At 71.5% G+C, this 23,821-nt stretch carries 19 protein-coding genes and 1 pseudogene; 11 read left to right on the top strand and 9 right to left on the bottom strand.

Annotation, left to right across the window (positions count from 1 at the left end; genetic code table 11):
• Window positions 1-92 precede the first annotated feature (92 nt).
• A complete protein-coding gene (locus tag A8W25_RS18665) occupies window positions 93-4,094 on the top strand; it encodes an AAA family ATPase (RefSeq protein WP_067162941.1) in 4,002 nt (1,333 codons plus the stop codon).
• Between the two features lie 208 nt (window positions 4,095-4,302).
• Here the strand turns inward: A8W25_RS18665 and A8W25_RS18660 are convergent, their stop codons facing one another.
• Window positions 4,303-4,743 carry a hypothetical protein gene (locus A8W25_RS18660; protein WP_067162939.1) on the bottom strand — a complete coding sequence of 147 codons (441 nt, stop codon included), beginning with the start codon at window positions 4,741-4,743 and terminating at the stop codon, window positions 4,303-4,305.
• Between the two features lie 366 nt (window positions 4,744-5,109).
• Between A8W25_RS18660 and A8W25_RS18655 the strand changes: the two genes are divergently transcribed.
• Entirely contained in the window at window positions 5,110-5,898 is a 789-nt protein-coding gene (locus A8W25_RS18655; RefSeq protein ID WP_067162937.1) for a GntR family transcriptional regulator, read from the top strand.
• A gap of 4 nt (window positions 5,899-5,902) precedes the next feature.
• Complete coding sequence (locus A8W25_RS18650; RefSeq protein ID WP_067162936.1) at window positions 5,903-6,664, top strand: glycosyltransferase family 2 protein; 762 nt, start codon at window positions 5,903-5,905, stop codon at window positions 6,662-6,664.
• Between the two features lie 45 nt (window positions 6,665-6,709).
• Here the strand turns inward: A8W25_RS18650 and A8W25_RS18645 are convergent, their stop codons facing one another.
• Entirely contained in the window at window positions 6,710-7,633 is a 924-nt protein-coding gene (locus A8W25_RS18645) for an FkbM family methyltransferase (RefSeq protein ID WP_107470723.1), read from the bottom strand.
• A gap of 83 nt (window positions 7,634-7,716) precedes the next feature.
• A complete protein-coding gene (locus tag A8W25_RS18640) occupies window positions 7,717-8,955 on the bottom strand; it encodes an amidohydrolase family protein (protein WP_067162934.1) in 1,239 nt (412 codons plus the stop codon).
• Window positions 8,956-9,131: 176 nt separating this feature from the next.
• Between A8W25_RS18640 and A8W25_RS18635 the strand changes: the two genes are divergently transcribed.
• Window positions 9,132-9,584 carry a DoxX family membrane protein gene (locus A8W25_RS18635; RefSeq protein ID WP_067162932.1) on the top strand — a complete coding sequence of 151 codons (453 nt, stop codon included), beginning with the start codon at window positions 9,132-9,134 and terminating at the stop codon, window positions 9,582-9,584.
• A 225-nt stretch (window positions 9,585-9,809) separates the two neighbouring features.
• Here the strand turns inward: A8W25_RS18635 and A8W25_RS18630 are convergent, their stop codons facing one another.
• A complete protein-coding gene (locus A8W25_RS18630; protein ID WP_158942613.1) occupies window positions 9,810-10,334 on the bottom strand; it encodes a hypothetical protein in 525 nt (174 codons plus the stop codon).
• 507 nt (window positions 10,335-10,841) lie between these two features.
• On the opposite strand from A8W25_RS18630, the gene A8W25_RS18625 reads away from it, so the two are divergent.
• Entirely contained in the window at window positions 10,842-13,073 is a 2,232-nt protein-coding gene (locus tag A8W25_RS18625) for an MMPL family transporter (protein ID WP_067162929.1), read from the top strand.
• Window positions 13,074-13,323: 250 nt separating this feature from the next.
• On the opposite strand, the gene purU is transcribed toward A8W25_RS18625, so the two are convergent.
• Window positions 13,324-14,175, bottom strand: a complete 852-nt coding sequence (gene purU / locus A8W25_RS18620) for a formyltetrahydrofolate deformylase (protein ID WP_067162927.1) — start codon at window positions 14,173-14,175, stop codon at window positions 13,324-13,326.
• A gap of 59 nt (window positions 14,176-14,234) precedes the next feature.
• Entirely contained in the window at window positions 14,235-14,681 is a 447-nt protein-coding gene (locus tag A8W25_RS18615; protein WP_067162925.1) for an SCO4402 family protein, read from the bottom strand.
• A gap of 173 nt (window positions 14,682-14,854) precedes the next feature.
• On the opposite strand from A8W25_RS18615, the gene A8W25_RS18610 reads away from it, so the two are divergent.
• A complete protein-coding gene (locus tag A8W25_RS18610; RefSeq protein WP_067162923.1) occupies window positions 14,855-16,192 on the top strand; it encodes an ABC transporter substrate-binding protein in 1,338 nt (445 codons plus the stop codon).
• Between the two features lie 56 nt (window positions 16,193-16,248).
• Here the strand turns inward: A8W25_RS18610 and A8W25_RS34045 are convergent, their stop codons facing one another.
• Entirely contained in the window at window positions 16,249-17,106 is an 858-nt protein-coding gene (locus tag A8W25_RS34045) for a hypothetical protein (protein WP_324616233.1), read from the bottom strand.
• Here A8W25_RS34045 and A8W25_RS18600 point away from each other — a divergent pair.
• Window positions 17,105-18,148 carry an alpha/beta hydrolase family protein gene (locus A8W25_RS18600; RefSeq protein WP_234386501.1) on the top strand — a complete coding sequence of 348 codons (1,044 nt, stop codon included), beginning with the start codon at window positions 17,105-17,107 and terminating at the stop codon, window positions 18,146-18,148. The genes A8W25_RS34045 and A8W25_RS18600 overlap by 2 nt on opposite strands.
• 42 nt (window positions 18,149-18,190) lie before the next feature.
• Here the strand turns inward: A8W25_RS18600 and A8W25_RS18595 are convergent, their stop codons facing one another.
• Window positions 18,191-18,490 (bottom strand): DUF2087 domain-containing protein, encoded by a 300-nt coding sequence (locus tag A8W25_RS18595; protein ID WP_067162919.1) that lies wholly within the window; start codon window positions 18,488-18,490, stop codon window positions 18,191-18,193.
• Window positions 18,491-18,715: 225 nt separating this feature from the next.
• Between A8W25_RS18595 and A8W25_RS18590 the strand changes: the two genes are divergently transcribed.
• A complete protein-coding gene (locus tag A8W25_RS18590) occupies window positions 18,716-19,684 on the top strand; it encodes a helix-turn-helix domain-containing protein (RefSeq protein ID WP_067162918.1) in 969 nt (322 codons plus the stop codon).
• On the opposite strand, the gene A8W25_RS18585 is transcribed toward A8W25_RS18590, so the two are convergent.
• Window positions 19,644-21,020 carry an AMP-binding protein gene (locus A8W25_RS18585; protein WP_067162916.1) on the bottom strand — a complete coding sequence of 459 codons (1,377 nt, stop codon included), beginning with the start codon at window positions 21,018-21,020 and terminating at the stop codon, window positions 19,644-19,646. The two genes, A8W25_RS18590 and A8W25_RS18585, sit on opposite strands and share 41 nt — an antisense overlap.
• A gap of 120 nt (window positions 21,021-21,140) precedes the next feature.
• Between A8W25_RS18585 and A8W25_RS33510 the strand changes: the two are divergent.
• The 3 genes and pseudogenes from A8W25_RS33510 to A8W25_RS18575 all read left to right on the top strand — a co-directional run.
• Window positions 21,141-21,245, top strand: a pseudogene (locus tag A8W25_RS33510) (DNA primase); the annotation flags it as partial.
• Window positions 21,246-21,300: 55 nt separating this feature from the next.
• On the top strand, window positions 21,301-22,143 hold the full coding sequence (locus A8W25_RS18580) for an ABC transporter ATP-binding protein (RefSeq protein ID WP_067162914.1): 843 nt from the start codon (window positions 21,301-21,303) through the stop codon (window positions 22,141-22,143).
• Window positions 22,140-23,771 (top strand): transporter, encoded by a 1,632-nt coding sequence (locus A8W25_RS18575; protein WP_067162913.1) that lies wholly within the window; start codon window positions 22,140-22,142, stop codon window positions 23,769-23,771. Before A8W25_RS18580 ends, A8W25_RS18575 begins: the two co-directional genes overlap by 4 nt.
• Window positions 23,772-23,821 lie beyond the last annotated feature (50 nt).

Here is a 23,821-nt window from a genome sequence, read left to right as displayed (position 1 = left end):
AGGCCCTGGCATCGATTTCACGGCTTAACCGCAGGTCAGCCGTATAGGGTGAGTTTTCCGGTCCGGATGTCCAGGCGCGGGGGAAGTAAGGAGTGGAGACCTTGAGTTCCGACTCAGGGCCACGCACAGCCTTCGCGGAACGTCTCGCGCTGCTGTACACGGAGGCCGGCAACCCTCCCCTCAAGCGCGTGGCCGAGGCAGTCGTCCGGCTTCAGCGCGTCGACGAACGAGGGCGGCCCGTGCGGGTGTCCGCCCAGCGGATCAGCGACTGGCGACGGGCCCGGAACGTGCCTGCCCAGTTCGCCGCCCTCTCCGTGGTGCTGCACGTCCTGATTCCCGAGGCGCGGCGCTCGCGGCCCGCGCCCGTGTCCAAGGGCCTGTACGACCTGGCGCAGTGGCAGCGTCTGTGGGAGCGCGCGGTCGCCGACCCGGTCGGCGACCGCCCCGCCGCACCCCCGGAAGAGGACGAGCGGCCTCCGGTCGAAGCCGTGGCCGTGCCCGGTGGCGTGTGCCCGTACCGGGGGCTGGCCTCGTACCGTCAGCAGGACGCCCGGTGGTTCTTCGGCCGGGAGCGGAGCAGGGACGCCCTCGTCGCCCAGCTCCGCGCGGCGGAGCGGACGGGCGGCCTGGTCATGCTCGTGGGCGCCTCGGGAGCGGGAAAGTCCTCCCTGCTGAACGCCGGGTTGGTGCCCGCGCTGCGGAACGGCGGACCGGGCGACGAGGAGAGCCGGGCGAGGCAGGTGCTTCAGCTCGTGCCGGGAGGCGACCCGCTCGCGGAGCTGACCCGCCGGATCCCTGAGCTCGCACCCGTCGTCTCCGCTTCGGCGGAGCCCGGTACCGCGCGGTTCGCGCACGCGGTGCGGGAGGCCGTCACGGCATGGGCGCGGCGCGAGACCTCTGCCGCCGCCTCTCCCGTCGTCATCGTGGACCAGTTCGAGGAGACGTTCACCCTCTGCTCCGACGAGACGAGCCGGCGTACCTTCGTCCAGCTCCTCCACGCCGCGTGCACGCCGGCCGACTCGGGCGACCCGGCCCCCATGCTCGTCGTCCTCGGCATACGCGCCGACTTCTACGAGCGGTGCCTCGGGTATCCCGAACTGGCCGACGCCCTGCAGCACCGGCACATGGTGCTCGGGCCGCTGACCACCGCAGAGCTGCGCGAGGCGGTGACCGGCCCGGCCAAGGCCGTGGGCATGGAGCTCGAACCGGGCCTGGCGGAGCTGATCGTCCGGGAAGTGAGCGCCGACGGCCCCCGAGGGGTGCACGACGCCGGGGCGCTGCCGCTCCTCTCCCACGCCCTGCTCGCCACCTGGCAGCGGCGGAAGGCCGGAAGGCTGACGCTGGCCGGCTACCGCGCGGCGGGCGGAATCCAGGGGGCGGTGGCGGCGACCGCCGAGCGTGCCTGGTCGAGCCTCGACCCGGCGGCGCGTACGGCCGCGCGACTGCTCCTGCTCAGGCTGGTCAAGCTGAGCGAGGACACCCAGGCCACCCGTAGACGGGGGACGCGGCGCCAGCTGGCGGAGGAGTCGACGGATCCCAACAGGACCGAGGAGTCGCTCGAAGCGCTGGTGAGCGCCCGGTTGGTGACCCTCGACGCGGAGACCGTGGAGATCACCCACGAAGCGCTGCTCCACGCCTGGCCCCGGCTGCGCGACTGGATCGACGAGGACAGGAACGACCATCTGCTGCGCCAGCGGCTGGAGGAGGACGGCAGGGCCTGGGAGAGCTCGGAGCGGGACACCTCGCTGCTCTACCGGGGTTCCCGGCTGGAACAGGCGCACGCCTGGGCGAAGTCCGCCGGCGACACCTTCCTGACCCGTAGCGCCGTGGAGTTCCTGGCCGCTTCGGCCAGGCTGCGCAAGCGCACGGTCTGGCTCAGCCGCAGTGCGATATCGGCTCTGGTCGTCCTGGCGATCCTCGCTGTCTGTGCGGCGTGGGTCGCACGGGAGCAGCGGGACGACGCCGTGTTCGAGCAGGTGGTCGCCGAGGCCGATCGCGCCCAGCACACGGACCCGTCGCTGTCCGCGCAGCTCGCCCTGGTCGCCCACCACTTGCGGCCGGACAACGAGGGCACGAAGAACCGGCTGATCTCGATCGTGAACGCCCCGCTGGCCACTCCGCTCCTCGGCCACACCGGAGCCGTCTACCTCACCTCGTTCAGCCCGAACGGGCGGATCCTGGCCACCGCCAGCTACGACCGGACGGTTCGGCTGTGGGACGTGGCCGACCCGGCGCGGCCCAAGCGTCTCGGCGCACCCCTGACCGGCCACACGAGCTGGGTGAGCAGCGCGGTCTTCAGCCCGGACGGCAGCACCCTCGCCAGCGCTTCGGACGACGGCACGATCAGGCTGTGGGACGTACGCGATCCCAGCCGTCCGCAGCCGCTGGGTGCTCCTCTGACCGGCCACGACGGCACGATCTACCTCCTCGCCTTCAGGCCGGACGGACACACCCTGGCCTCCGCCGGCGAAGACCGCACCGTTCGGCTGTGGGACGTGGCCGACCCGCGCCGGCCGAAAGCCCTCAGCGCCCTGACCGGCCACACCGCCGCCGCCCGTTGCGTGGCGTTCAGCCCTGACGGGCGGACGCTGGCAGCGGGTGGCGACGACGGCTCGATCAGGCTGTGGGACACAGCGGATCCGCTGGAGCCGGTGCTCCTCGGCACGGGGCTGACCGGCCACACGGGCACAGTGCACTCCGTGGCCTTCAGCCCCGACGGCCGCACCCTCGCCAGCGGCGGCGCGGACGACACCATCCGGCTCTGGAGCGTTGCCGACCCCCGTCACGCGGCTCCGCTCGGCACCCCGCTCGCCGGCCACACCGGCCCCGTCTGGTCGGTGGCCTTCAGCCCCGACGGAAGCAAGCTCGGCGCCGCCAGCGCGGACAGCACGGCGAGCCTGTGGAACGTCAGCGATCCGGCCTACCCGTCGCAGGTCGGCGAGCCGCTCGCGGGGAGCAGCGGCGAGATGTACGCCCTGGGCTTCAGCCCCGACGGCCGGACCCTCGCCACCGGGAGCGGCGACAGCAAGGTCCGGCTGTGGTCCATCCCGACGTCGGACATGATCGGCCGCATCGGGGCGTTCCGCCCGGACGGACGGGTGCTCGCCACGGCCGCGCGCGATCACCGGGTGCGGCTGTGGAACGTGGCGGCTCCCAACCGTCCCGTGTCGCTGAGCGAGCCGTTCACGCCGGGGGACGGTGATGTGCGTTCGCTGGCGTTCTCCCCCGACGGCCGCACACTCGCGGTGCTGATGAGAAACCGCGCGGTGCGGCTGTGGAACGTCACCGACCCGACTCGGCCCCGCCCCTACGGGTCGCCCGTCGCCCTGCGCACCCGGTTCTCCGGCCCCGACGCGCTGGCGTTCAGCCCGGACGGGCGCACTCTGGCGACGGCCTACGACGACCGCACGGTGCAGCTGTGGAACGTCGGCGACCCGTCCCGGCCCCGCCCGCTCGGCACGCCGCTCTCCGGCCACAAGGGTTACGTCAACTCCCTGGTCTTCAGCCCGGACGGCCGCACTCTCGCCAGCGGCAGCGCGGACGGCACCATCAGGCTGTGGAACGTGGCCGACCCGCGCCGCGTCCCCCAGCTCGGCGCGCCCCTGACAGGGCACCTCGGCCCCGTCAACGCCCTCTCCTACAGTCCGGACGGCCGTACGCTGGCCAGCGGCAGCGACGACGACACGGTCCGGCTCTGGAACATCGCCGACCCGCTCAAGGCGGTCCGGTCGGGCCCGCCCCTCACCGGCCACACCGAAGCGGTCGTGTCGCTGACGTTCCGGCAGGACGGCCGCACCCTGGCAAGCGGCGGCAACGACAACGCGGTCCGGCTCTGGAACGTGGGCCACCCGGCCGAGGCCGCTCCCATCGGTCAGTCGATGAGCCCCAACGCCAAGACGGGAAATTTCCTGTCCTTCAGCCCCAACAGTCATCTGCTCGGGGTGTCGAGCGGCAGCGATACGGTCCGGCTGTGGAACTTGGACGCCGATGAGGCCATCAGGCGTATTTGCTCGACCACTCGGGGTGTCCTCACGCCGGAAAAATGGCATGAGAATCTACCTCGACTCTCGTATGCGCCTCCTTGCGACCAGTAACCACGCGGTGTGATCCCGATCACAAGTCGTCGATTCGGCCGAGCAGTCCATTCCCGCCGTGCCAGCAGCGTTGTTAGTGTTGGCGACAGCCCGATCGCTGACGCATCCCCCGTCGTCAGCGATCGGGCGCTTCCATGCCCCGGCAAGAACATAAACAATGCCGCGGGGCAGGTAATTGGCCCGCTTTGAGGAAATAGCCGCGCCGCGCTTAATGACCATGCGTATCGCACTCGGGCGCGGCCCGCTCGCCGCAGGCTCGGTGCGGCCGCGAAAGGCTCCACCGGCGGTACTGCTCGCGGACGTAGTCGCGACGATCCGCGTCGGTGGCCAGCTCCGCGCCCCGGCAACTGAGGCCCGAGTGCACCGAGTCGAACGCGATCAGCCGACGGGCGGCCTCCTGCGCGGTCCGGATCGCGAATACGGCGGACTCCGGCGCGTAAGCGGCTGTCTCCTGGAGAGCGATACGGTCCAGGAGCGCGGCCTCGCGGAGCCAGAACTCCCGGCCCACCGCCGGGTCGACGGGGTGGCCGGCGGCGGCCCGGTCGGCGACCCATCCGATTTCGCGGGCGATCTCCGGTGCGTTTTCATACGCGTCGGCGGGGTCGGCCGAGTCGTTCACGGCCGCGGGATTCACGGGTTCGAACGTCACTGTTCCTCCTTCGGGATCGCTGTGTTCAGACACGGAAGCGCCGAGGGCCGTGCAGACGCACGAGCGCCTGGAACCCCATCCGAACGGGCGCGTACGAGCCGAGAGTCGTCGCGAGCGTCACGGGCCACGAGCTCCAGGTCGTACGCCTCGGCCCGCCGCACCCCGCCGCCCGAGACCTGGAGCGCCACGACGTTCCCGGCGGAAGGTCCCGTCACGGAGGCTCCGGGCGGTGCATACTCATCAAGAGGTCATCTCCTCAACTCCTCTTTATGAGTTACCCGACTATGACGTACCCCTCTCGACTCGTCAAGACCTCTTTAGGAGTCGTAGGCTGATCACTGTCGAACCACAGGACGGTGAGCACCCATGGCAGTGGCGTACGAGCGGATCGCGGACGAGCTTCGGCAGTCCATCCGCACAGGTGAACTGAGGCCTGGAGACCGTCTGCCTCCGGAGACGAAGCTCGCGGAGACGTACAAGCGGAGCGTGCCGACGATCCGCGACGCACTCCGGCTCCTGCGGGACGAGGGGCTGATCGAGAAGCAGCACGGCCGGGGCAACTTCGTCCGCCGCCCGCGTACTTCGGCGCTGCGCGACAACGCCCGGCACCAATGGGAGAAGGACCGCGCGCGCGAATCTATGGACGAGCGGCTGCAGACGGGTGCGACCGAGCACGACACCGGCCTGAAGGTGAACGACCTCGTCTTCTTCGCGGCCTATCGGGAGATCAAGGCCGAGAAGGATCTCGCGGAGGCCTTCGGCGTTCCGGAGGGAACCGCTCTTCTGGAGCGCAGCTACCGGACGCGGTACGCCGCCGAGAGCGCCCCCTTCAGCCTGGTCACCTCTTACATCCCGCGCTCCCTGATCGAGGAGAACCCCGACCTCCTGGACGAGACGAAGGAGCCGTGGCCGGGCGGTACGCAGAACCAGCTCCACACGGTCGGGATCGAGGTCGACCGCGTCGAGGAGCGGGTCACGGCGCGGCCGCCGACGCCCGAGGAGGCCGAGGAACTGGAGCTGCCGCCGGGGACGTCGGTCCTGATCCTCCGGAAGAAGTCCATCGACATCGACGACCGGGTGGTGGACGTCTCGGACGTGACGCTGCCCGGCGACCGCACGGAACTGCTCTTCACCACTCCCCTGGAAAGGTGGTGACGCCGTGCGTCGGCGCATCGTCATCATCACCGCTGTCCACGGCCCCTCGGCCCACTTCCTCCCCGACGCGTACAAGTCGATCCGCGAGCAGGAACTGCCCGAGGGCTGGGAGTGGCACTGGGTGATCCAGCAGGACGGCAAGAGCGACGACGTCGCCCCGCACGTTCCCCTCGACGACGAGCGGGTGACCTTCCGGCAGGGGCGCCCCGGCGGCCCGGGGGTCGCCCGCACGATCGCCCTCGCCCACGCGGACGGCGAGTACGTCAAGATCCTCGACGCGGACGACCAGTTGCCGCCGGGTGCGCTCGCCCGCGACCTCGCCGCCCTGGAGGCCGACCCCGGCATCGGCTGGGCGACCTCGCGCGTCCTGGACCTGATGCCCGACGGCTCCCACGTCGGCTTCCCCGGCGACCCCGAGCCCGGCCCGGTGGAGCGCGGCGAGGTCCTCGCGTACTGGAAGGCGAATGGTTTCCGCGCGCAGGTCCACCCGGCGACGCTGTGCGTCCGCCGTGACCTGCTCGTCGCGCTCGGCGGCTGGATGGCCCTGCCGGCGTCCGAGGACACGGGGCTGCTGCTCGCCCTGAACGCCACCAGCCGCGGCTGGTTCTCCCCCGAAGTCGGCCTGCTCTACCGCAAGTGGCCCGGCCAGGCGACCGGCCAGGCGACCCACACCGACACCGACGAGCGCGACGCGCGCATGGCCGTCGTGGAAGCGAGGGCACGAGCGCTCGCGCAGTTCACGTGGCGGTATCCGGCCGACGGTTGAGTCTCGAATCCCCGTCGTTCTCCAGGAAACGGCGGGGATTCTCCGTCAGGGAAGCGTTTCCGCGTCCACCCGGGAGAAGATCAGATCGCTCTCGCCCACGACCGGCCCCCGCCAGCGAACCGGCACCGCGGGCGCGCCCCGCAGAGCCCTCGGATAGCTCTCCGGTGCGTACTCGTTGGTGAGCCGGTAGATGTTGAAGCCGTGGCTCCGCATCGTCTCCAGCAGTTCGTCGGCGGAGTCGCCGAGTTGCGCCATGCGCTCAGGGGTCACCTCGACGGTGATCTCGGCGTCGGGACGGAGCTTGTCGAGCAGGGGAGCCATGCCCCGGACGACTCCTCCCTCCGCGCCCTCCACATCGATCTTGATCACTCGCGCCGAAGCGGTCTCCGCCGGATCGAGCAGGTCCGGCAGCGGAACGGCCTCCATCTCGAACACCGACTCGGCGGCGCCCTCGTACGGAACGATGCTGTTCGCACCCAGGTTGTACGGGCTGGCGAGGACGAACTTCAGCGTCTTGCGGCTGTCCGAGACGGCGGCGTTGGCCGCCCGGATATTGGTGCACCGGTTCAACTCGGCCTGTCGCAGAAGCCGCTGATGGAACAGCGGGGAGGCCTCGACCGCCACCACGCGTCCCGTTTCCCCGACCAGCCGAGAGGCGAGCACGCTGAAGTAGCCGATGTTCGCCCCGACGTCGACGAAGCCGTCCCCCGGCCGCAGCCGGCGACGGAGCCAGCCCGTCATGTGCGGCTCCCACACCCCGAACAGGTAGAGGTACCGCTGGATCAAGTCCCGGGTGTCGACGGCGAACCGGGCCCCGAAGCCGGTGTCGACGACCCGTCGCCGCGGGTGATCCCTGAGCCGGGGATTGAGGTAGTGCGCGGCGAGCGCGGCCTTGGCGAGCGAGCCGGGAGCGCGGCGCACATAGCCGCGCCCCAGGGTGACCAGGGCCTCTGAAACGGGATTCGTCATCCGATCGCCTCTCCGGGGGGTGCCACACGAACCGTAGCGTTGTGGCCCCGTCGTACGGCGAGCGCCCCGTTCGGCGCCCGGCGTCAGGCGGAGGAGATGACCGCCCGGTCCTGGTCGAGCGGCAGCCCGAGCATACGGATCGCGTTCCCGCGCAGCAGCTTGTACGCCACGTCCTCCGGGAGCCCGCCCACATGGTCGGCGGCGACCTGTTTGGTGTGCGGCCAGGTCGAGTCGACGTGCGGATAGTCCGTCTCGAAGGTCGCGTTGTCGACCCCGACGGTCTCGATCGACTCGATGCCGTGCCGGTCGCGGAAGAAGCAGCAGAACATCTGCCGGTAGTAGTACGTGGACGGCGGCTCGGGGATCAGGTCGCGGACCCCGCCCCAGGCGCGGTGCTCCTCCCACACGTCGTCGGCGCGCTCCAGGGCGTACGGGATCCATCCCATCTGGCCCTCGCTGTACGCGAGTTTGAGCTGCGGGAACTTCACCAGGACACCGCTGAAGAGGAAGTCCATCATCGAGGCCATGGCGTTGTTGAAGCTCAGCGAGGCCTGGACGGCGGGCGGCGCGTCCGGCGACGCCGCCGGCATCTGCGAGGACGAGCCGATGTGCATGTTGACCACCGTCCCCGTCTCCTCGCACACCGCGAAGAACGGGTCCCAGTAGCCGGAGTGGATCGACGGCAGGCCCAGATACGTCGGGATCTCGCTGAAGGTCACCGCGCGGACGCCCCGGGCGGCGTTGCGCCTGATCTCGGCAACGGCGAGACCGACGTCCCACAGCGGGATCAGACACAGCGGGATCAGCCGACCGCCGCTGTCCCCGCACCACTCCTCCACCATCCAGTCGTTGTACGCCCGCACACACGCGAGCCCGACCTCCTTGTCCTTGGCCTCGGCGAAGGTCTGGCCGCAGAACCGGGGGAAGGTCGGGAAGCAGAGGCTGGCCTCCACGTGGTTGAGGTCCATGTCCGCGAGCCGCGCCTTCGGGTCCCAGCAGCCCTGCCGCATCTGCTCCCGGGTGATGCCGTCGAGCGTCATCTCGTCGCGGGAGAACCCGACGGCGGCGATGATCCGCTTGTACGGGAAGAGCAGCCCCTCGTACTCCCACCAGTCGGTGATCTGTCCGGCCGGATCGGTGGTGAACCGGTACTTCCCGCCGATGTACCGCAGATCGCCGATACCGGCGGTGAAGGGCTTCGGTCCCTTGTCGCGATGCTTCGCCGGGAGCCAGGTCTCGAAGAGATGAGCAGGCTCGATCACGTGATCGTCCACGCTGATGACCCGGGGAATCTCCCTGGTACCGCTCAGGTCGCTGACCACCCTGTACCCCCAGACTGCCCGCCGGCGCACCGGCTAGATCTGACGACCCATCAGATTCAGGGTATGGGGTCACCCCCTCGACGGCAAGGACGAATCGGGAGCCGTACCTCTTGCGGGGCGGGCGAAGGCGCGCTGAACTGACGATCCATCAGTTCAGCGCGGATGAGGGGAACAGGATGCAGACGACCTGGCTCAGCGGCCCCGAGTGGTTCGCGGTGCTCCGCATCGGCCTGGGCCTGTGGTGGCTGGAGAGCTGGCGCCACAAGGACAAGAAGCAGTGGTTCGCGGGCGGTGGCATCCGCTGGGCCGCGGGCATAGCCGAGAAGCACCGCTGGCCCTTCGTACGCCGCGGCTTCGACCTGGTGGTGAAGCCGCGCCCGAAGCTGATGGCGTACGTCGTCGCCTACGCGGAGCTGGCCCTCGGCCTCGGCCTGACCGTCGGCCTTCTGACCCCGATCGCCCTCGTCGGCGGCCTGGTACTCAGCTTGATCTACTTCGTGCTGATGATCCACGACTGGGCGGAGCAGGGGCAGAACCTGATGATGGCCCTGATCGCCGTTGTCGGGCTGTTCGCCGTGTGCTGGCAGAGCTGGTCGCTGGACGACGCGTTCGGTCTGTTTCTGCGGTAGGGGCGGGGGCTGCGACGTGCGCTGATCGCCATGGGCTGATCGCCACGCCGCCGTCGCGGGCCCTGGCCTGCGACCGCCGTCCGGGCACCGGGCCGGTTCCGTCGGCGCCCGGTGCCCGGCGCCCGGTACCCGGTACCCGGTGCCCGGTGCCCGGTGCCCGGTGCCCGGTGCTCGGTGCCCGGTGCTCGGTGCCCGGTGCCCGGTGCCCGGACAGGGAGCCGGTGCCTACATCCAGCCCGCTTCCAGAGCCGTGGCGACGGCGGCGGCCTCGGCCGCGTCCGCCTCCGCGTTCAGCGTTTCATCGCGCCCCAGCCCCGCACTGCCCGCGGCGGCGCCGGCGGCCTGAGAGGCCTTGATCGCGGAACGATAGGCGGCCTCGGAGAGCTCGCTCGCCCCACCGTGGGACCGGGCCTCCTGGGCTGCGACAGCCGCCGCGGCCGCGGCGTTCCTCGCGCCGCGGGCGTCGGCCGCGGGATCAGGAGCGTTCTTGGCGAGCTCGGCGAGAGCCTGACGGGACAGGCGGACGCCGTTGGCGGCCCTCGCGGCGCCCTCCCTGGGCACGAGCTCGGCCCGGCTCAGCGCGATGCCGGCGTACAGGCAGGCGGCCGCGGCCCGGTCGGTGGCACTGCGGCCCCGCGCGAGGTGGGGCCGCCGAACGGCCCACTCGGACGGGGGCGTTGCCGCGTCATCGACCACTGTGCCCTGTTGCCGAGAAATCCCTGACTGCCGGCTGCCGTTGCGGTCGCTCATGGCCATCTCCTTGTCTGTCGGGACGACGGTGTGACCCGGTTCGGATGCCCGCAAGTGGCCGGGGACGCTGCAAAGGACAGGGCCCTTCAACGGACGGGCGGCAGGGTGACACGCGGCGCGCGAACAGACCAGAGACATCCACGGGTACGCCGTACGCCGTGCGGACGCCGTTGGCGGCCCTTCAGGAATCAGCGGTCACGAAAACCGGGCAGGCGGACCGCCCTGACATGCTCGGTCCTCTTTTTCGGGGCGGCTTGCGGAGTTCCTGAAGTCGATATCTCGACTGACGCGCTCAAAGGGAACCGGTCACGGTGATCCGAAGAGCCCCGTCGTCCGCTTCACCAAGGACGTCTTTTCCGCATGCGATTCCCAGGACCATTTCCGTCGCGACCGGATGATGCCGTAGCGCTTCCACAAATGCCCTAACCCGGCGTGCCGTTCCCTCCCGCTTCGCTTGTGATGGAGGTGTACGAGCCCCATGCGTCGTCGGCTGTCGTGGAGTGGCCCATGTCCGCACCAGATTCCTCCCCGCCCCCCGCCCCCTTGGGGCGGCTGAGGCGGGTCGGGCAGTGGTGTGCTCGGCATTCCGTCGTGGTCATCTGTCTGTGGCTCGTCGCACTCGGCGCGGTGCAGGGGTTGAACCGCGCGTTCGGGGGGACGTACACCGACAACTTCTCGCTGCCCTCCACCCAGTCGCAGGAGGGCTTCGCCGTCTTCAAGGCGCACGATCCGGCCGCGGGCGGATACGGGACCCAGATCGTTCTGCATGACGGGAAAGGGCCGCTGAGCGGCGTCAGCGACCAGCTCGGTGAGGTCGTCGGCAATCTGGGGAAGCTGCCGCACGTCGTGTCCGTACAGAATCCGCTGGCCGCTCCGCCCACGCCCGCGGGGCAGCCCGACACCGGGCCGTTGTCCGGGGACGGGGCCACCGGGTACATCACCGTGCGCTTCGACATCCTGCCCGCCACTCTGGGGGGCGACTATCTCGACGAGGTCGACGACGCCGTCGCTCCGCTGCGGCAGGCCGGGGTGGACGTCGAGTACGGCGGGCCGCTCGGGGAGCTCGCGCGGCCGGAGCCCAACGACCTGATCAGTGAGGTCGTCGGGTTCGGGGTGGCGATCGTGGTGCTGCTCGTCGCGTTCGGCAGCGTCCTCGCCGCCGTGATGCCGCTGGTCACCGCGCTGGTCGGGGTGGTCGTCGGGCTGGGGGCGCTGGGGCTGCTCGCGGCGGCGTTCACGCTCTCCACCGTGTCGCCGACGCTGGCCACGATGATCGGGCTCGGTGTCGGGATCGACTACGCCCTGTTCCTGCTCACCCGGCACCGCCAGCAGATCATGGACGGGATGGACCCGGCGGAGAGCGCCGGGCGGGCGGTCGCCACCAGCGGGCGCGCGGTCCTCGTCTCCGGCTGCACCGTCATCGTCGCGCTGGCCGGCCTGTGGTTCTCCGGCATCGGCTTCATCGGCAAGCTCGGCGTCGCGGCCATGATCACGGTCGTCTCCGCGGTACTGGGCGCACTCACCCTCGTACCCGCCCTGCTGGGGCTCGTCGGGCGGCGGATCGACGCGCTGCGCGTCCGTACGCCGGTGGCCGAAGCCCCTGCCGAGGACGCCGGGAGCGATGCTCCCGCCCATGGGTGGCGGGGCTACGCGCAGCGCGTGGAGCGGCGGCCCTGGTGGTTCCTGATCGGCGGCGTCGTCGTCATCGGCATCCTCGCCATCCCCGTGTTCTCCATGCGGCTCGGGCACATCGGCGACGGCGCGGACCCCACCAGCTTCACCGACCGGCGCGCCTACGACCTCATGGCGCGGTCGTTCGGGCCCGGCTCGAACGGGCCGCTCACCCTGGTGATCGACCAGAGCCAGGTGCCGCAAGCCGACCGCTCGGCGCTCGCCCAGTCGGTGTCGAAGGCGCTGACGGGGCTGGCGGACACCGCCTCGGTCTCGCCGCTCAAGCCGACCTCGGACGGGGACGTGCTGGCCGCCACCCTGATCCCCCAGGCCGCGCCGCAGTCCGCGGCGACCACCGACCTCGTGAACCACCTGAAGGACGACGTCCTCCCGAAGGCCGTCTCGGGCACCGCCGCGCACGGCTATGTGACCGGGACGACCGCCACCCAGGTCGACTTCGTCGACGTCATCTCCAGCCGCCTCCCGCTGATCATCGGCGCGGTCGTGGCCCTGGCCTTCCTCATCATCCTCATCGTGTTCCGCGGACTGCTGGTCGCCGTCAAGGCCGCGCTGCTCAACCTGGTGTCCATCGCCGCCTCGTACGGGGTCGTGGTCGCCGTCTTCCAGTGGGGCTGGGGCGGCCCGGCGCTCGGCGTCTCGGGCACCGTGCCCATCGAGAGCTATGTGCCGATGATGATGTTCGCCATCGTCTTCGGCCTGAGCATGGACTACGAGATCTTCCTGCTCTCCCGCGTCCACGAGTGGTGGCTGCGCACCGGCCACCCCGGGGACAGCGTCGCGCACGCCCTGGAGATCACCGCCCGCGTCATCACCTGCGCGGCACTGATCATGGCCAGCGTCTTCGCGGCCTTCCTCCTCAGCGAGAACATCGTGATCAAGATGCTCGCCCTGGGCCTGGCGGTGAGCGTGCTCGTCGACGCCACGGTCGTCCGACTGCTCCTGGTGCCCGCCGTCATGACCCTCCTCGACCGGCACGCCTGGTGGACCCCGGCGTGGCTCGACCGCCTCCTCCCCCACCTCGACGTGGAGGGCAGCGACGCCGACTGACCCCGTCCCGACTGCGCGCCCAGCCCCCACCGGCCCGCAGATGACCACCGACCCAGGGGCGCGGGGAACTGCGCGCCCAGCCACGCACGGCCCGCAGGCGACCACGGACCCAGGGGCGCGGGGAACTGCGCGAGCAACTCAGCACCGGCCCGCAGGCGACCACGGACCCAGGGGCGCGGGGAACTGCGCGACAAGCCCCCACCGGAGCCGCAGGGGGCGCGGGGGACTGGGGGCGTGCCCCCAGATGGGGTTACGCGAAGACCACCGTGCGGCGGCCGTTCAGCAGGATGCGCCGCTCCGCATGCCACTTCACCGCCCGCGCCAGCGCCTGGCACTCCACGTCGCGGCCCACCGCCACCAGCTGGTCGGGGGTGACCTCGTGGCCCACCCGTTCGACCTCCTGCTCGATGATCGGGCCCTCGTCCAGGTCCGCCGTGACGTAGTGCGCCGTCGCACCGATCAGCTTCACACCCCGCGCGTGCGCCTGGTGGTACGGCTTCGCGCCCTTGAAGCTCGGCAGGAAGGAGTGGTGGATGTTGATGATCCGGCCGCTGAGCTGCTTGCAGAGGTCGTCGGAGAGGACCTGCATATAGCGGGCGAGCACGACGAGCTCGACGCCTTCGTCCCGTACCAGCGCCAGCAGCTCCGCCTCCGCCGCCGCCTTCGTCTCCTTCGTCACCGGAATGTGGCGGAAGGGGATGCCGTACGAGGCCACCAGCTCGGCGAAGTCCGTGTGGTTGGAGACCACCGCCGCGATCTCGACCGGCAGCGCGCCGATCTTCGAGCGGAAGAGCAGGTCGTTGAGGCAGTGGCCGAACTTCGACACCATCAGCACGATCCGCATGCGCTCCTCCGCGCGGTGGATCTGCCAGTCCATCTGGAAGGAGTCGCCGACGGCCGCGAAGCCGGCGCGCAGCTTGTCGACGGTCACCGGGGCCTCGGCCGAGAAGTGGACCCGCATGAAGAAGAGACCGGTGTCGCGGTCTCCGAACTGCTGACTGTCCTCGATATTGCAGCCGGTGATGAAGAGGCAGCTCGACACGGCGTGCACGATGCCCTGTTTGTCCGGGCAGGAGAGCGTGAGGACGTACTGGTCAGTCATCCAGGCAGGATGCCACAACCCGCCCGGCCCCCCGGGCACGGCTCAGGATGCGGACCCGGCTACGCCGAGCGCGTCAGGATGCGCAGGACCTCAAGGGAGCGCGGCCGCGCGTCCGGGGCGTCCGCGTCGTTCGACGCCAGCCGTACGTGCGCCTCGCGCGCCGCCCGTACCGCCTCCGGCCACCCGTGGTGGGCCAGGAACGCCGACACCGGGGCGTCCGCGCCGACCTGGTGCATGATCCGCAGCACCCGCAGCACCGCCACGTCCACGAGGGCGGCCTCGCCGGAGTCCCGGAAGACCGTGCCCACGTACTTCTCGGCCGACCAGTTGTCCAGCCAGGTGTCCTCCACCAGCCGGTAGACGGCGTCGGTGATGTCCCCGTACCCCTCCTGCCCGGCCAGCCACACCTCCTGCTGGAAGGCGTCGTCGGAGAGCATGTGCAGCGCGGATCGCACGTTCGCGCGCCAGCGCCACCACGGCATGTCATTCAACGGCATGCCGCCCATGGTGGGGGAGCGACGGCCGCGACGGGAAGAGCTGGCTGAACCTTGCTGCACGCGGTCGATCGTACGTTCATGTTCTCCCCGGCCCCAGGCGCCCCCGTAATTCACCCGCACGTCACCCAGTGTTGGGAAGTGCTCACTCTGCCGTTACCCATGAGGCGGAATTGTGCAGGGACATGACCGGATGGCGCAGCTCCTCCTCCTCCCGCCCCTTCCACTCCGCGGCGACCGCGCTGGTCGCCGCGTGTACGGCGGTCGGAGCCTCGCTGGTGACCGGCTGTGGCGTGCTCCCTGGGACCACGGGGGGATCCAGGGAGCCCGTCACGGTCATGACCTGGGCACCCGACAGCACGCGCGCGACCAATATGCCCGGAATGCCGTCCATGGCCCAGGCGTACGCGCGCTGGGTCAACGCGCACGGCGGCATCGACGGGCACAAGCTCCAGGTCCTCACCTGCAACGAGCACAACACCGCCACCGGGGCCGCCGAGTGCGCCCGCCGCGCGGTCAAGGAGAACGCGGTCGCCGTCGTCGGCTCCTACAGCCAGCACGGCCGCGCGTTCATGGCCCCCCTGGAGGCCGCCGGGATCCCGTACATAGGCGGATACGGCGTCTCCGACGAGGAGTTCACCAGGGCGCTCTCCTACCCCGTCAACGGCGGCCAGGCCACCTTGATGGCCGGCACCGGCAAGCAGCTCGCGGTGTGGTGCGAGAAGGTCGCACTGGTACGGCCGGACACCGTCTCCGGCGACATCCTGCCCCTGCTGCTCAACTCCGGCCTGACCACCGGCCACCGCAAGCCCTCCGCCGACATCCGCACCGCCGAGGACGCCGGCGACTACACCCCGCAGGCCCAGGAGGCGCTCGTACGGGCCGGGGCGGACCCCGAACTGCCCGGCAGGATCGGCAAGAAGGCGGCCGCGGAACGGGCCCGCAAGGGGTGCGTCACCGCGGTCCTGGGCGACCGTACCGAGACGTTCTTCGACTCGTTCCGGCGCGTCGAGAGCGACGGCCAGAAGGTGCAGATCGCCTCGGTGCTCGGTTCGGTCGGGCAGCCGCTGGTCAACCGCACCGGCGGTGCGGACGGCCCGTTCGAGGGCGCGTACGTCACCGGCTGGTACCCGGAGGCGGGCGATCAGCGCTGGGAGCCGATGAAGCAGGTCATCCGGGAGCAGGCGTTCCGGGACGACACCATCGACGCGGCGGACGCGGGCGTCCAGACGACCTGGATCGCCTACACCGTCCTGAAGAAGGTCGTCGAGTCGCTCGACCAGAACGACGTGGCCGCGCACGACCTCGTCCGCGCGCTCAACAAGGGCGTCAGCGTGGAGACGGGCGGGCTCACCCCGGCGCTGCGGTGGAAGTTCGAGGACATGCTGGCGGCGCCGGACTTCCCCCGGATCGTCAACCGCGAGGTGACGTTCCAGGTGGTGAAGGACGGGCGGCTCACGGCGGCGCAGCGCGGGTTCACGGACGTCAGCGCGACGCTGGAGGACGCGTCGGCGCTCGGCTGACGCGGGTCGCCGACGCGGTCCGCACGCGGGTCGCCGGCGCGGGTCTCCGACGTGGGTCAGAGCTGGGCGGAGGACCGCTTGGTCAGCCCGTACTTGCCCGCGATGGCGTTCCACAGCCCCGCCGCCTGCTTCTTGGCGAGGGTCGCCTCGCCGCTGGCACGGTCGCCCTGGGCGGCTTCGGGCGTACGGCGGGCGTGGCCGTGCTTGCAGCCCTTGTCCTTGGCGGACTGGTCGGCCCAGGCTGCGTAGTGGTTGTCGGCGGACGCGGACGCCTGCCACGCCTTGGTGAGCTCGGCGGTGAGCTTGGCGTTGTTGGGCAGCTTGTCCACGGCGACCTTCTGGAGCCGGGTGACCAGCTCACCGCGCTGGCGGGCGGCGTCGCGCAGGGTCGAGGCGGCGGTGTCCAGCTTGTCGCAGCCGCGGATGCCGGCGACGGCGCCGATGACGGCGTCACGGCTGTTGTTGCTGTCGGCGAGCAGCTTGTCGAGCTCGACGGCCTGCGCCTTGGCGGGGTCGGCGTCGGGCTTGCCGTCACCGCCGCCGGTGGTCGGAGTGGTCTTGGCGATGGGCTCGCTGTCGTCCTTCTTGTCGCCGTCGCCGCCGCCGGTGCCGCTGATCAGATACCCGGCGCCGAGTCCGACGACCGCGAGGCCGATACCGACGGCGGCGATGATGCCGAGGCGCGAGCGGCGCGGGGGCTCGTCGTCGTACGCGTCGTACGGGGCCTGGTGCGGCGGTGGCGCCTGCGGGGTCTGCATCTGGACCTGGACGGGCGGGCACACCGCTTCGGCGGCGCCGCGACCGTCGGCGTTATCCCCGGCGGCGCCGGCCGCATCGGCCCTGCCGGCCGCATCGGCCCTGCCGGCCGCATCGGCCCTGCCGGCCGCACCGGCCGACGCCGCCGCCCGGCCCATGCGACTGCCGCGCCCCACCGGCGAGTTCGGGGTGGGAAGTTCCGTGTTCCACCTGGTCGACCGGTCGCGCACGGACCCGTGGCAGGCCGGCGCGGACGCGCGTGAGCTCATGCTCACCCTGCACTATCCGGCGGCGCGGTCCGGGCCCGGGCGCCCGGCGCCGTACGCCACCACCGAGGAGACGGGCCTTCTGGTGAAGGGCCTCGGCATCGAAGCGGCCGTCCCCGCGGCGCAGTTGAGCGCTACGCGGACCCACAGCCGCCCTGACGCGCGGCCCGCGCGGGGGAGTTACCCCCTGATCGTGCTCTCGCCCGGCTTCAGCGTGTCCCGCTACACCCTGACCGGTCTCGCGGAGGACCTCGCCAGCAGGGGGTATGTGGTCGCCTCCCTGGACCACGCGTACGAGTCGTTCGGCATCTCCGTCCCCGGCGGCCGGACCCTGACCTGTCTGGCGTGCGACGCGGTGGGCCCCGGCGGAGTGTCGGGGAGCGTCGTGACGGCGACGCGCGCCAAGGACGTCTCCTTCGTCCTAGACCGGCTCACCGGACGCCATGCGATATGGCGGTACGCCGACATCATCGACAAGCGGCACATCGGTATGGCCGGCCACTCGATAGGCGGCGCGAGCGCGGCGTCGACGATGGTGGGGGACCGGCGGGTCGCGGCCGGCATCAACATGGACGGGGCGTTCTGGGACACCCTGCCCGCGGGAGGGCTCGGCGGGCGCCCCTTCATGATGCTCGGCACGGACGAGCACCGGCCCGGCGGCCCCGACGCGACCTGGGACCGGACGTGGCCGACGCTCGGGGGCTGGAAGCGCTGGCTGAGCGTGTCCGGGTCGGAGCACTTCACCTTCTCCGACAGCCCGGCCATCGAGCGGCACTTCGGCCTGCCGCAGCCGCCGCTGCCCGCGGAGCGCGCGATCGGCATCACCCGCACCTATGTGGCCGCCTTCTTCGACGAGCACCTGCGGGGGATACCGCAGCCGGTGCTCGCGGGCCCGACGGCCGAGAACCCGGAGGTGAGGTTCGAGAACCCCTGACGCGCCTAGGGTCCGGCCGGTGCCCGGCCGGTGCCCGGCCGGTCAGGCCGCGCGCTGGTAGCTGGCGCCGTCCCGGGTCCGGGTCAGCAGGCCCGCCGTGATCAGATAGCGGCGCAGCGCCGGGAAGTCGTCGTGCACCGTGAGCAGAGCCTCGTTGATCTCCCGCTCGGTGTACTGCCGTCCCGGCTCGAAGAGCGTCTCCTTGAGGTGGACGAGCAGTTGCTCACGACGGGCCGCCTTGCGCGGGATCGCTGTCAGACGGCCGTGGGAGAAGAGCGCGGCCACCCCTCGGGAGTCGTGGGTGGGGGTCTCTGGCGCGCCGCTGGCGGTGTTCGCTGACATGGCGGGAAGACTTCCTCATGGGTCGGCCGACGGGCAACGGGATTTCGCCCGCACCGCGCTGGGGCGGCCGCCGCGACGCTCCTCGCGGCACTCGCGCGGCGTTCCGGCTCCGGGCGGGACTTGGCAGGTGAACGGCGTTGGATGGCCGATCATGCGCTCGACTCTTGACGAACGGGTGTGTCATTCTCGGGCCGCACCGGACATTCGGCGCCACGGGGGTGGGCGATGGGTCTGACGAGCGAGTTCACCACCGCGGTCGTGCCGGCGGCCGAACGGTTCGCGCTGTGGAGCGAGTTGGCCGCGCAGTCCCATGTGCGCAACTGGCTGCGCAGCGAGTGCGCCGAGGACTTCGATGCCCGGCTGCGCGTCCTGGACCTCGGCGATGTGCGGGTCTCCACGCTGACGTACCCCAGCGTGGAGATCACCCGTACGCCCAGGCTGATACGGCAGGACGACCCCGAGGTCTACCAGGTCAACGTCCTGATGTCGGGGCGGGGTCACGCCGCGCAGGGCGGGCGGGAGGCGGCCGTGCGCGCCGGGGAGCTGGTCCTGGTGGACAGCGGCCTCCCCTTCGAGGGCGGGTTCGACGGCGAGCTCTCCTCGATGACGGTGGTGCAGCTGCCCCGGACCCGGCTGCCGCTGCCGCAGGCCGTGGTCCAGCGGGTCACCGCGACGCCCATCGCCGCCGACCGGGGCCTGGGCGGGGTGTTCGGCCGCTGGCTCGCCGACCTCGACGCCCGCGCCGACGAGTGCGCGCCCGGCGACATCCCGGCCCTGGCCTCGGTGACGGTGGACCTGCTCGCCGCCGTGCTCGGGCGCCGGCTGGCCGTCGAGGAGGAGATGAGCCCCGAGTCGCGCAAGCAGGCGCTGCGCGTGGAGGTCTGCGACTTCATCAACCGGCATCTGAGCGACCCCTCGCTCTCGCCCGCGACGGTCGCCGCCGCGCACCGCATCTCCCTGCGCCACCTCCACCAGGTCTTCGACTCGCGCGGGACGACGGTCGCCGCGTGGATCAGGTCCCGGCGGCTCGACTGCTGCCGCCGGGACCTGGCCGACCCGGCGCTGCGCCGCCGTCCGGTGTACGCGATCGGCGCCCGCTGGGGTTTCATCGAGCCCTCCCACTTCAGCCGCGCCTTCCGGGCGGCGTACGGGATCAGCCCGCGTGACTACCGTGAGGCAGTCCGGAGTCGCTGAGCGGGTCGTCCACCCGGGAGTGGTAGTAGAGGAAGCCGTACTCGTCGGCCCAGCAGGCGTCGCCCGTGAAGGTCCAGCCGTTGCGCACGGTGTCCTGCTGGCGTTCGTCGTCGAGGTAGCGGCAGCCGGTGGGCCCCTTGACGGCGAGCGCGCCGACCTGGCCGTACGGAAGGGGGCGCCCGGACTCGTCGACGATCGCGGTGAGATAGCCCGGGACGGGCCGCCCGATCGCGCCCGGTCGTGACCAGGCCTCCTCGCCGCGCATCGAGACGATGATGTGGAGCATCTCGGTGGAGCCGAGCCCGTCGATCACGCTGTTGCCGGTGCGCTGCTTCCATCTGCGCCGGGTCTCCAGGGGCAGCGCCTCTCCGGAGGAGACGCACTCGCGCAGCGACGCCAGGTCGTACGGGGTGGGGTCGGCGCAGATCGCCTGGTAGCGGGCGGGCCCGCTGAAGCAGACGGTCGCCCGGAACTCTCCGACGGCCCGGGCGAGTTGACGCGGCGACGAGGTGGGGAGCAGTACGGTCGAGGCGCCGACGTGCAGGGGGAAGAGGAGCAGCCCGCCCAGCCCGTAGGTGTCCGCCAGCGAGGGGGTGCCGATGAAGCGGTCGTCGCCGGTGGCCCTCAGGACGTGCTGGGGGAAGGAGTTGCACGCGGCCATCACATCGCGGTGCGAGTGCACCGTGGCCTTGGGCGTCCCCGCGGTGCCGGAGGTGAAGGCGATGAGACAGGGGTCGGTCGCGGCGGTGTCGACCGGGAGCGACCAGTCGGGTTTGTCCTGCATGGCCTGCTCCAGACCGGCCTCGGCGCCCGCCCCGCCGAGGAAGAACATCGTCCGGGGCGCCCGCCCGGTCGACTCCAGCTCGGACCGCAGGCCGGACTCGCACAGGGCGTGGGTGACCCGGGCCTTGTCGATCACCTGGGTGAGCTCCTTGGCCCGCAGGGTCGGCGCAGTGGCCACGACCACCCCGCCCGCCCGCACCACCGCCAGCCAGATCGCCGCCAGCATCGGTGTGTTGGCACCACGCAGCAGCACCCGGTTGCCCGGCACCAGGCCCATGTCCTCGGTCAGGACGTGGACGATGCGCGCCACGACCGTGGTGAGCTGCTCATACGTCCAGCGCACGCCATGGGGGGACAGCACGGCGGGCCGCTGTGCCCGGTCCAACGAGCCGCCCCCCTCCAGGAGTTCCCACGCGCAGTTCAGCCGCGCGGGAAAGCGCAGTGAGGGCATGCCGAGGAGCAGGTCGGGCTGGAGCGGCCCGGGTGGTAGGTGGTCCCGTACGAAGGTGTCCGCGTGGGCGGATCCGTGGTCTGCTTGCGATGGGGTGTTCAACTGCCTGCCCCCTCCTGGTCGGCTTGTGCCTCATTCAACGAGGGCCTACTAGAGATGTCCTTGACGATCCGTGCGCGCTCCTTGCCGGATCGTGTGCACGGGGACGATCGGGGCTGGTGCCCCACCCCCGCCAACCGCTGGCTGCCCGACGCCGAGGAGCTCATCAGCCCCCTCGCGTACGCCTGCGGACGCGAGGCCGCCGCCGCCCGGGCGCGCCACTCGTAGGGTGTCCCCGATACGTGCGTACGAACGTACGGACGGGGACGAAAGGCGCACCACCATGCCGGACCAGACATTCGACGGCGGCTCCGCCCCTGCGGAACCCGACTCCTCGGGCGGGGGCCGGGACCTGCCGCCCGCGGTCCGGGTCAGTGATCTGTGGAAGCGCTTCGGCGACCAGATCGCCGTCGCCGGGATCGATCTGGAGCTTCCGGCGGGCAAGTTCATCGGCCTGGTCGGGCCGAACGGGGCGGGCAAGACCACCACCCTGTCGATGGTGACCGGCCTGCTCCGCCCCGACCGCGGCACCGTCGAGGTCGGCGGCCACGACGTGTGGCGCGACCCGGTCGCGGTGAAGTCCCGGATCGGCGTGCTGCCGGAGGGGCTGCGGCTCTTCGAACGGCTGACGGGGCGCGAACTGCTCGGCTACACCGGCCGGCTGCGCGGGCTGCCCGGCGCCGAGGTCGACAAGCGGGCCACCCAGCTCCTGGACGTCCTGGACCTCGCGGGCGCCCAGCACAAGCTCGTCGTGGACTACTCGACCGGTATGCGCAAGAAGATCGGGCTCGCGGCGGCGCTGCTGCACAACCCCGAAGTGCTGTTCCTGGACGAGCCGTTCGAGGGCGTCGACCCGGTCTCGGCGGCGACGATCCGCCGCGTCCTGGAGCGCTACACCGCGTCCGGCGCGACCGTCGTCTTCTCCAGCCACGTCATGGAGCTCGTGGAGTCGCTGTGCGACTGGGTCGCGGTGATGGCCGCCGGGCGCATCCGCGCACAGGGCACGCTCGCCGAGGTCCGGGGCAGCGCGAGCTCGCTGCAGAACGCCTTCCTCGAACTCGTGGGCGCCCACGGCCGCGACACCGGCGACACCCTCGACTGGCTCGGCGGCGGTGCGGCCCGATGAGCAGCGCCCACACGGCACCGAAGGCCCCCGTATCCCCGGGCGCGCCCTCCCTCACGCCCCTCTTCGTCCGGCTGAAGCTGTCGCTGCTCAGGAACGGGCTGCGGCAGTCGGGCGGGCGCCGGGCCGCCTACATCACCTCGGCCGTACTCGCCCTGCTCTTCGCGGCCCTCCAGCTTCTCGGCCTGCTGGCGCTGCGCGGCGACGCCCACGCGGCCACGGTCGCGGTCCTGGTCACCGCCGTCCTCGCGCTCGCCTGGACGGTGATGCCGCTGTTCTTCCCCAGCGGCGACGAGACCCTGGACGCGACCCGTCTGGTGATGCTGCCGCTGCGCCCGCGCTCGCTGATCACGGCGCTGCTCGCGGCCTCCCTGGTCGGCATCGGGCCGCTGTTCACGCTCTGCCTGGTGCTCGGCTCGGCGCTCGCGGTGGTCCACAGCGCGGCGGCGGCCGGGGTGGCGTTGCTCGCCGTACCGCTGACGATCCTGGTGTGCGTGGCGCTCGCGCGGACGGTGGCGACGGCCAACACCCGCCTGCTGACCTCCCGCAAGGGCCGCGACCTCGCCGTGCTGAGCGGGCTGGTGATCGCCATCGGCTTCCAGTTCGTCAACTTCGGGGTGCAGAAGCTCGGCGACTCGGGCGGCCTCTCCGCGCTCGACCCGGCCGGGGACGTGGTCCGCTGGCTGCCGCCCGCCGCCGCGATCGGCGCGGTCGACGCGGCCGGCGAGGGCGCGTACGGCCGCGCCGCCGTACAACTCCTGCTCACCGCCGTGGCGTTGGCGGCCCTGCTCTACGGCTGGCAGCGCTCGCTGGAACGGCTGATGACGAGCCCGGACGGCTCGACGCTGCGGCCCGCCGACACGGCCCGCAAGCAGGCGGACCGGCCGGGCCTGGCCGGGCTGCTGCCCGAGGGCCGCACCGGCACCGTGATGCTGCGCACCCTGCGGTACGCCTGGCGCGACCCCAAGACCAAGGCGGCGTGGATCACCTCGCTCGCCATCGGTCTGATCGTCCCGGTCGCCAACGCCCTCCAGGGCAACGGCACGGTGTACTTCGCCTCGTTCGGCGCGTTCATGCTGGGCGCCCAGATGTACAACCAGTTCGGGCAGGACACCTCGGCGTTCTGGATGGTCGTCCAGACGATCTCCACGCCCCGGGACGCCTATCTGGAGCTGCGCGCCCGCGCCTTCGCCATCGCGCTGGTGACGGCCCCGTACACGGTTCTGGTCGCGGTGGTGACGGCCTCGATGGTCGGCAACTGGCCGGCGTTCCCGCAGGCGTTGGGGCTCTCGCTGGGGCTGCTCGGCGCGATGCTGGCGACGGGCGCGGTCGCCTCGGCGGTGTGCGCCTACTCGGTCCCGCAGGACAGCCGCAAGAACGTGGCGCCGGGGCAGGGCGGCATCGCCTCCCTGGCGATCCTCGGCGGGATGCTCACCAGCGGGCTGCTGTCCGCGCCGCTGATCGCCCTGACGATCTGGCTGCACGTCTCGGACCGGCACGGCGCGCTGTGGCTGCTGCTGCCGCTGGGGGCGGTGTACGGGGCGCTCGTCGCGTACGCCGGGCTGCGGGTGGCGGCCCCGCGCACGGCGAAGCGGCTGCCGGAGATCCTCACGGCGGTCAGCCGGGGCTGACGGCGGGACGGGCGGGCGTCACTCTCCTGGGTGACGCCCGCATGCGCGCC

Origin of the sequence: Streptomyces sp. ERV7, assembly GCF_001653515.1 — a bacterium.
Classification (GTDB): Bacteria; Actinomycetota; Actinomycetes; order Streptomycetales; family Streptomycetaceae; genus Streptomyces.
This window is presented reverse-complemented; position numbering and strand designations above follow the sequence as displayed.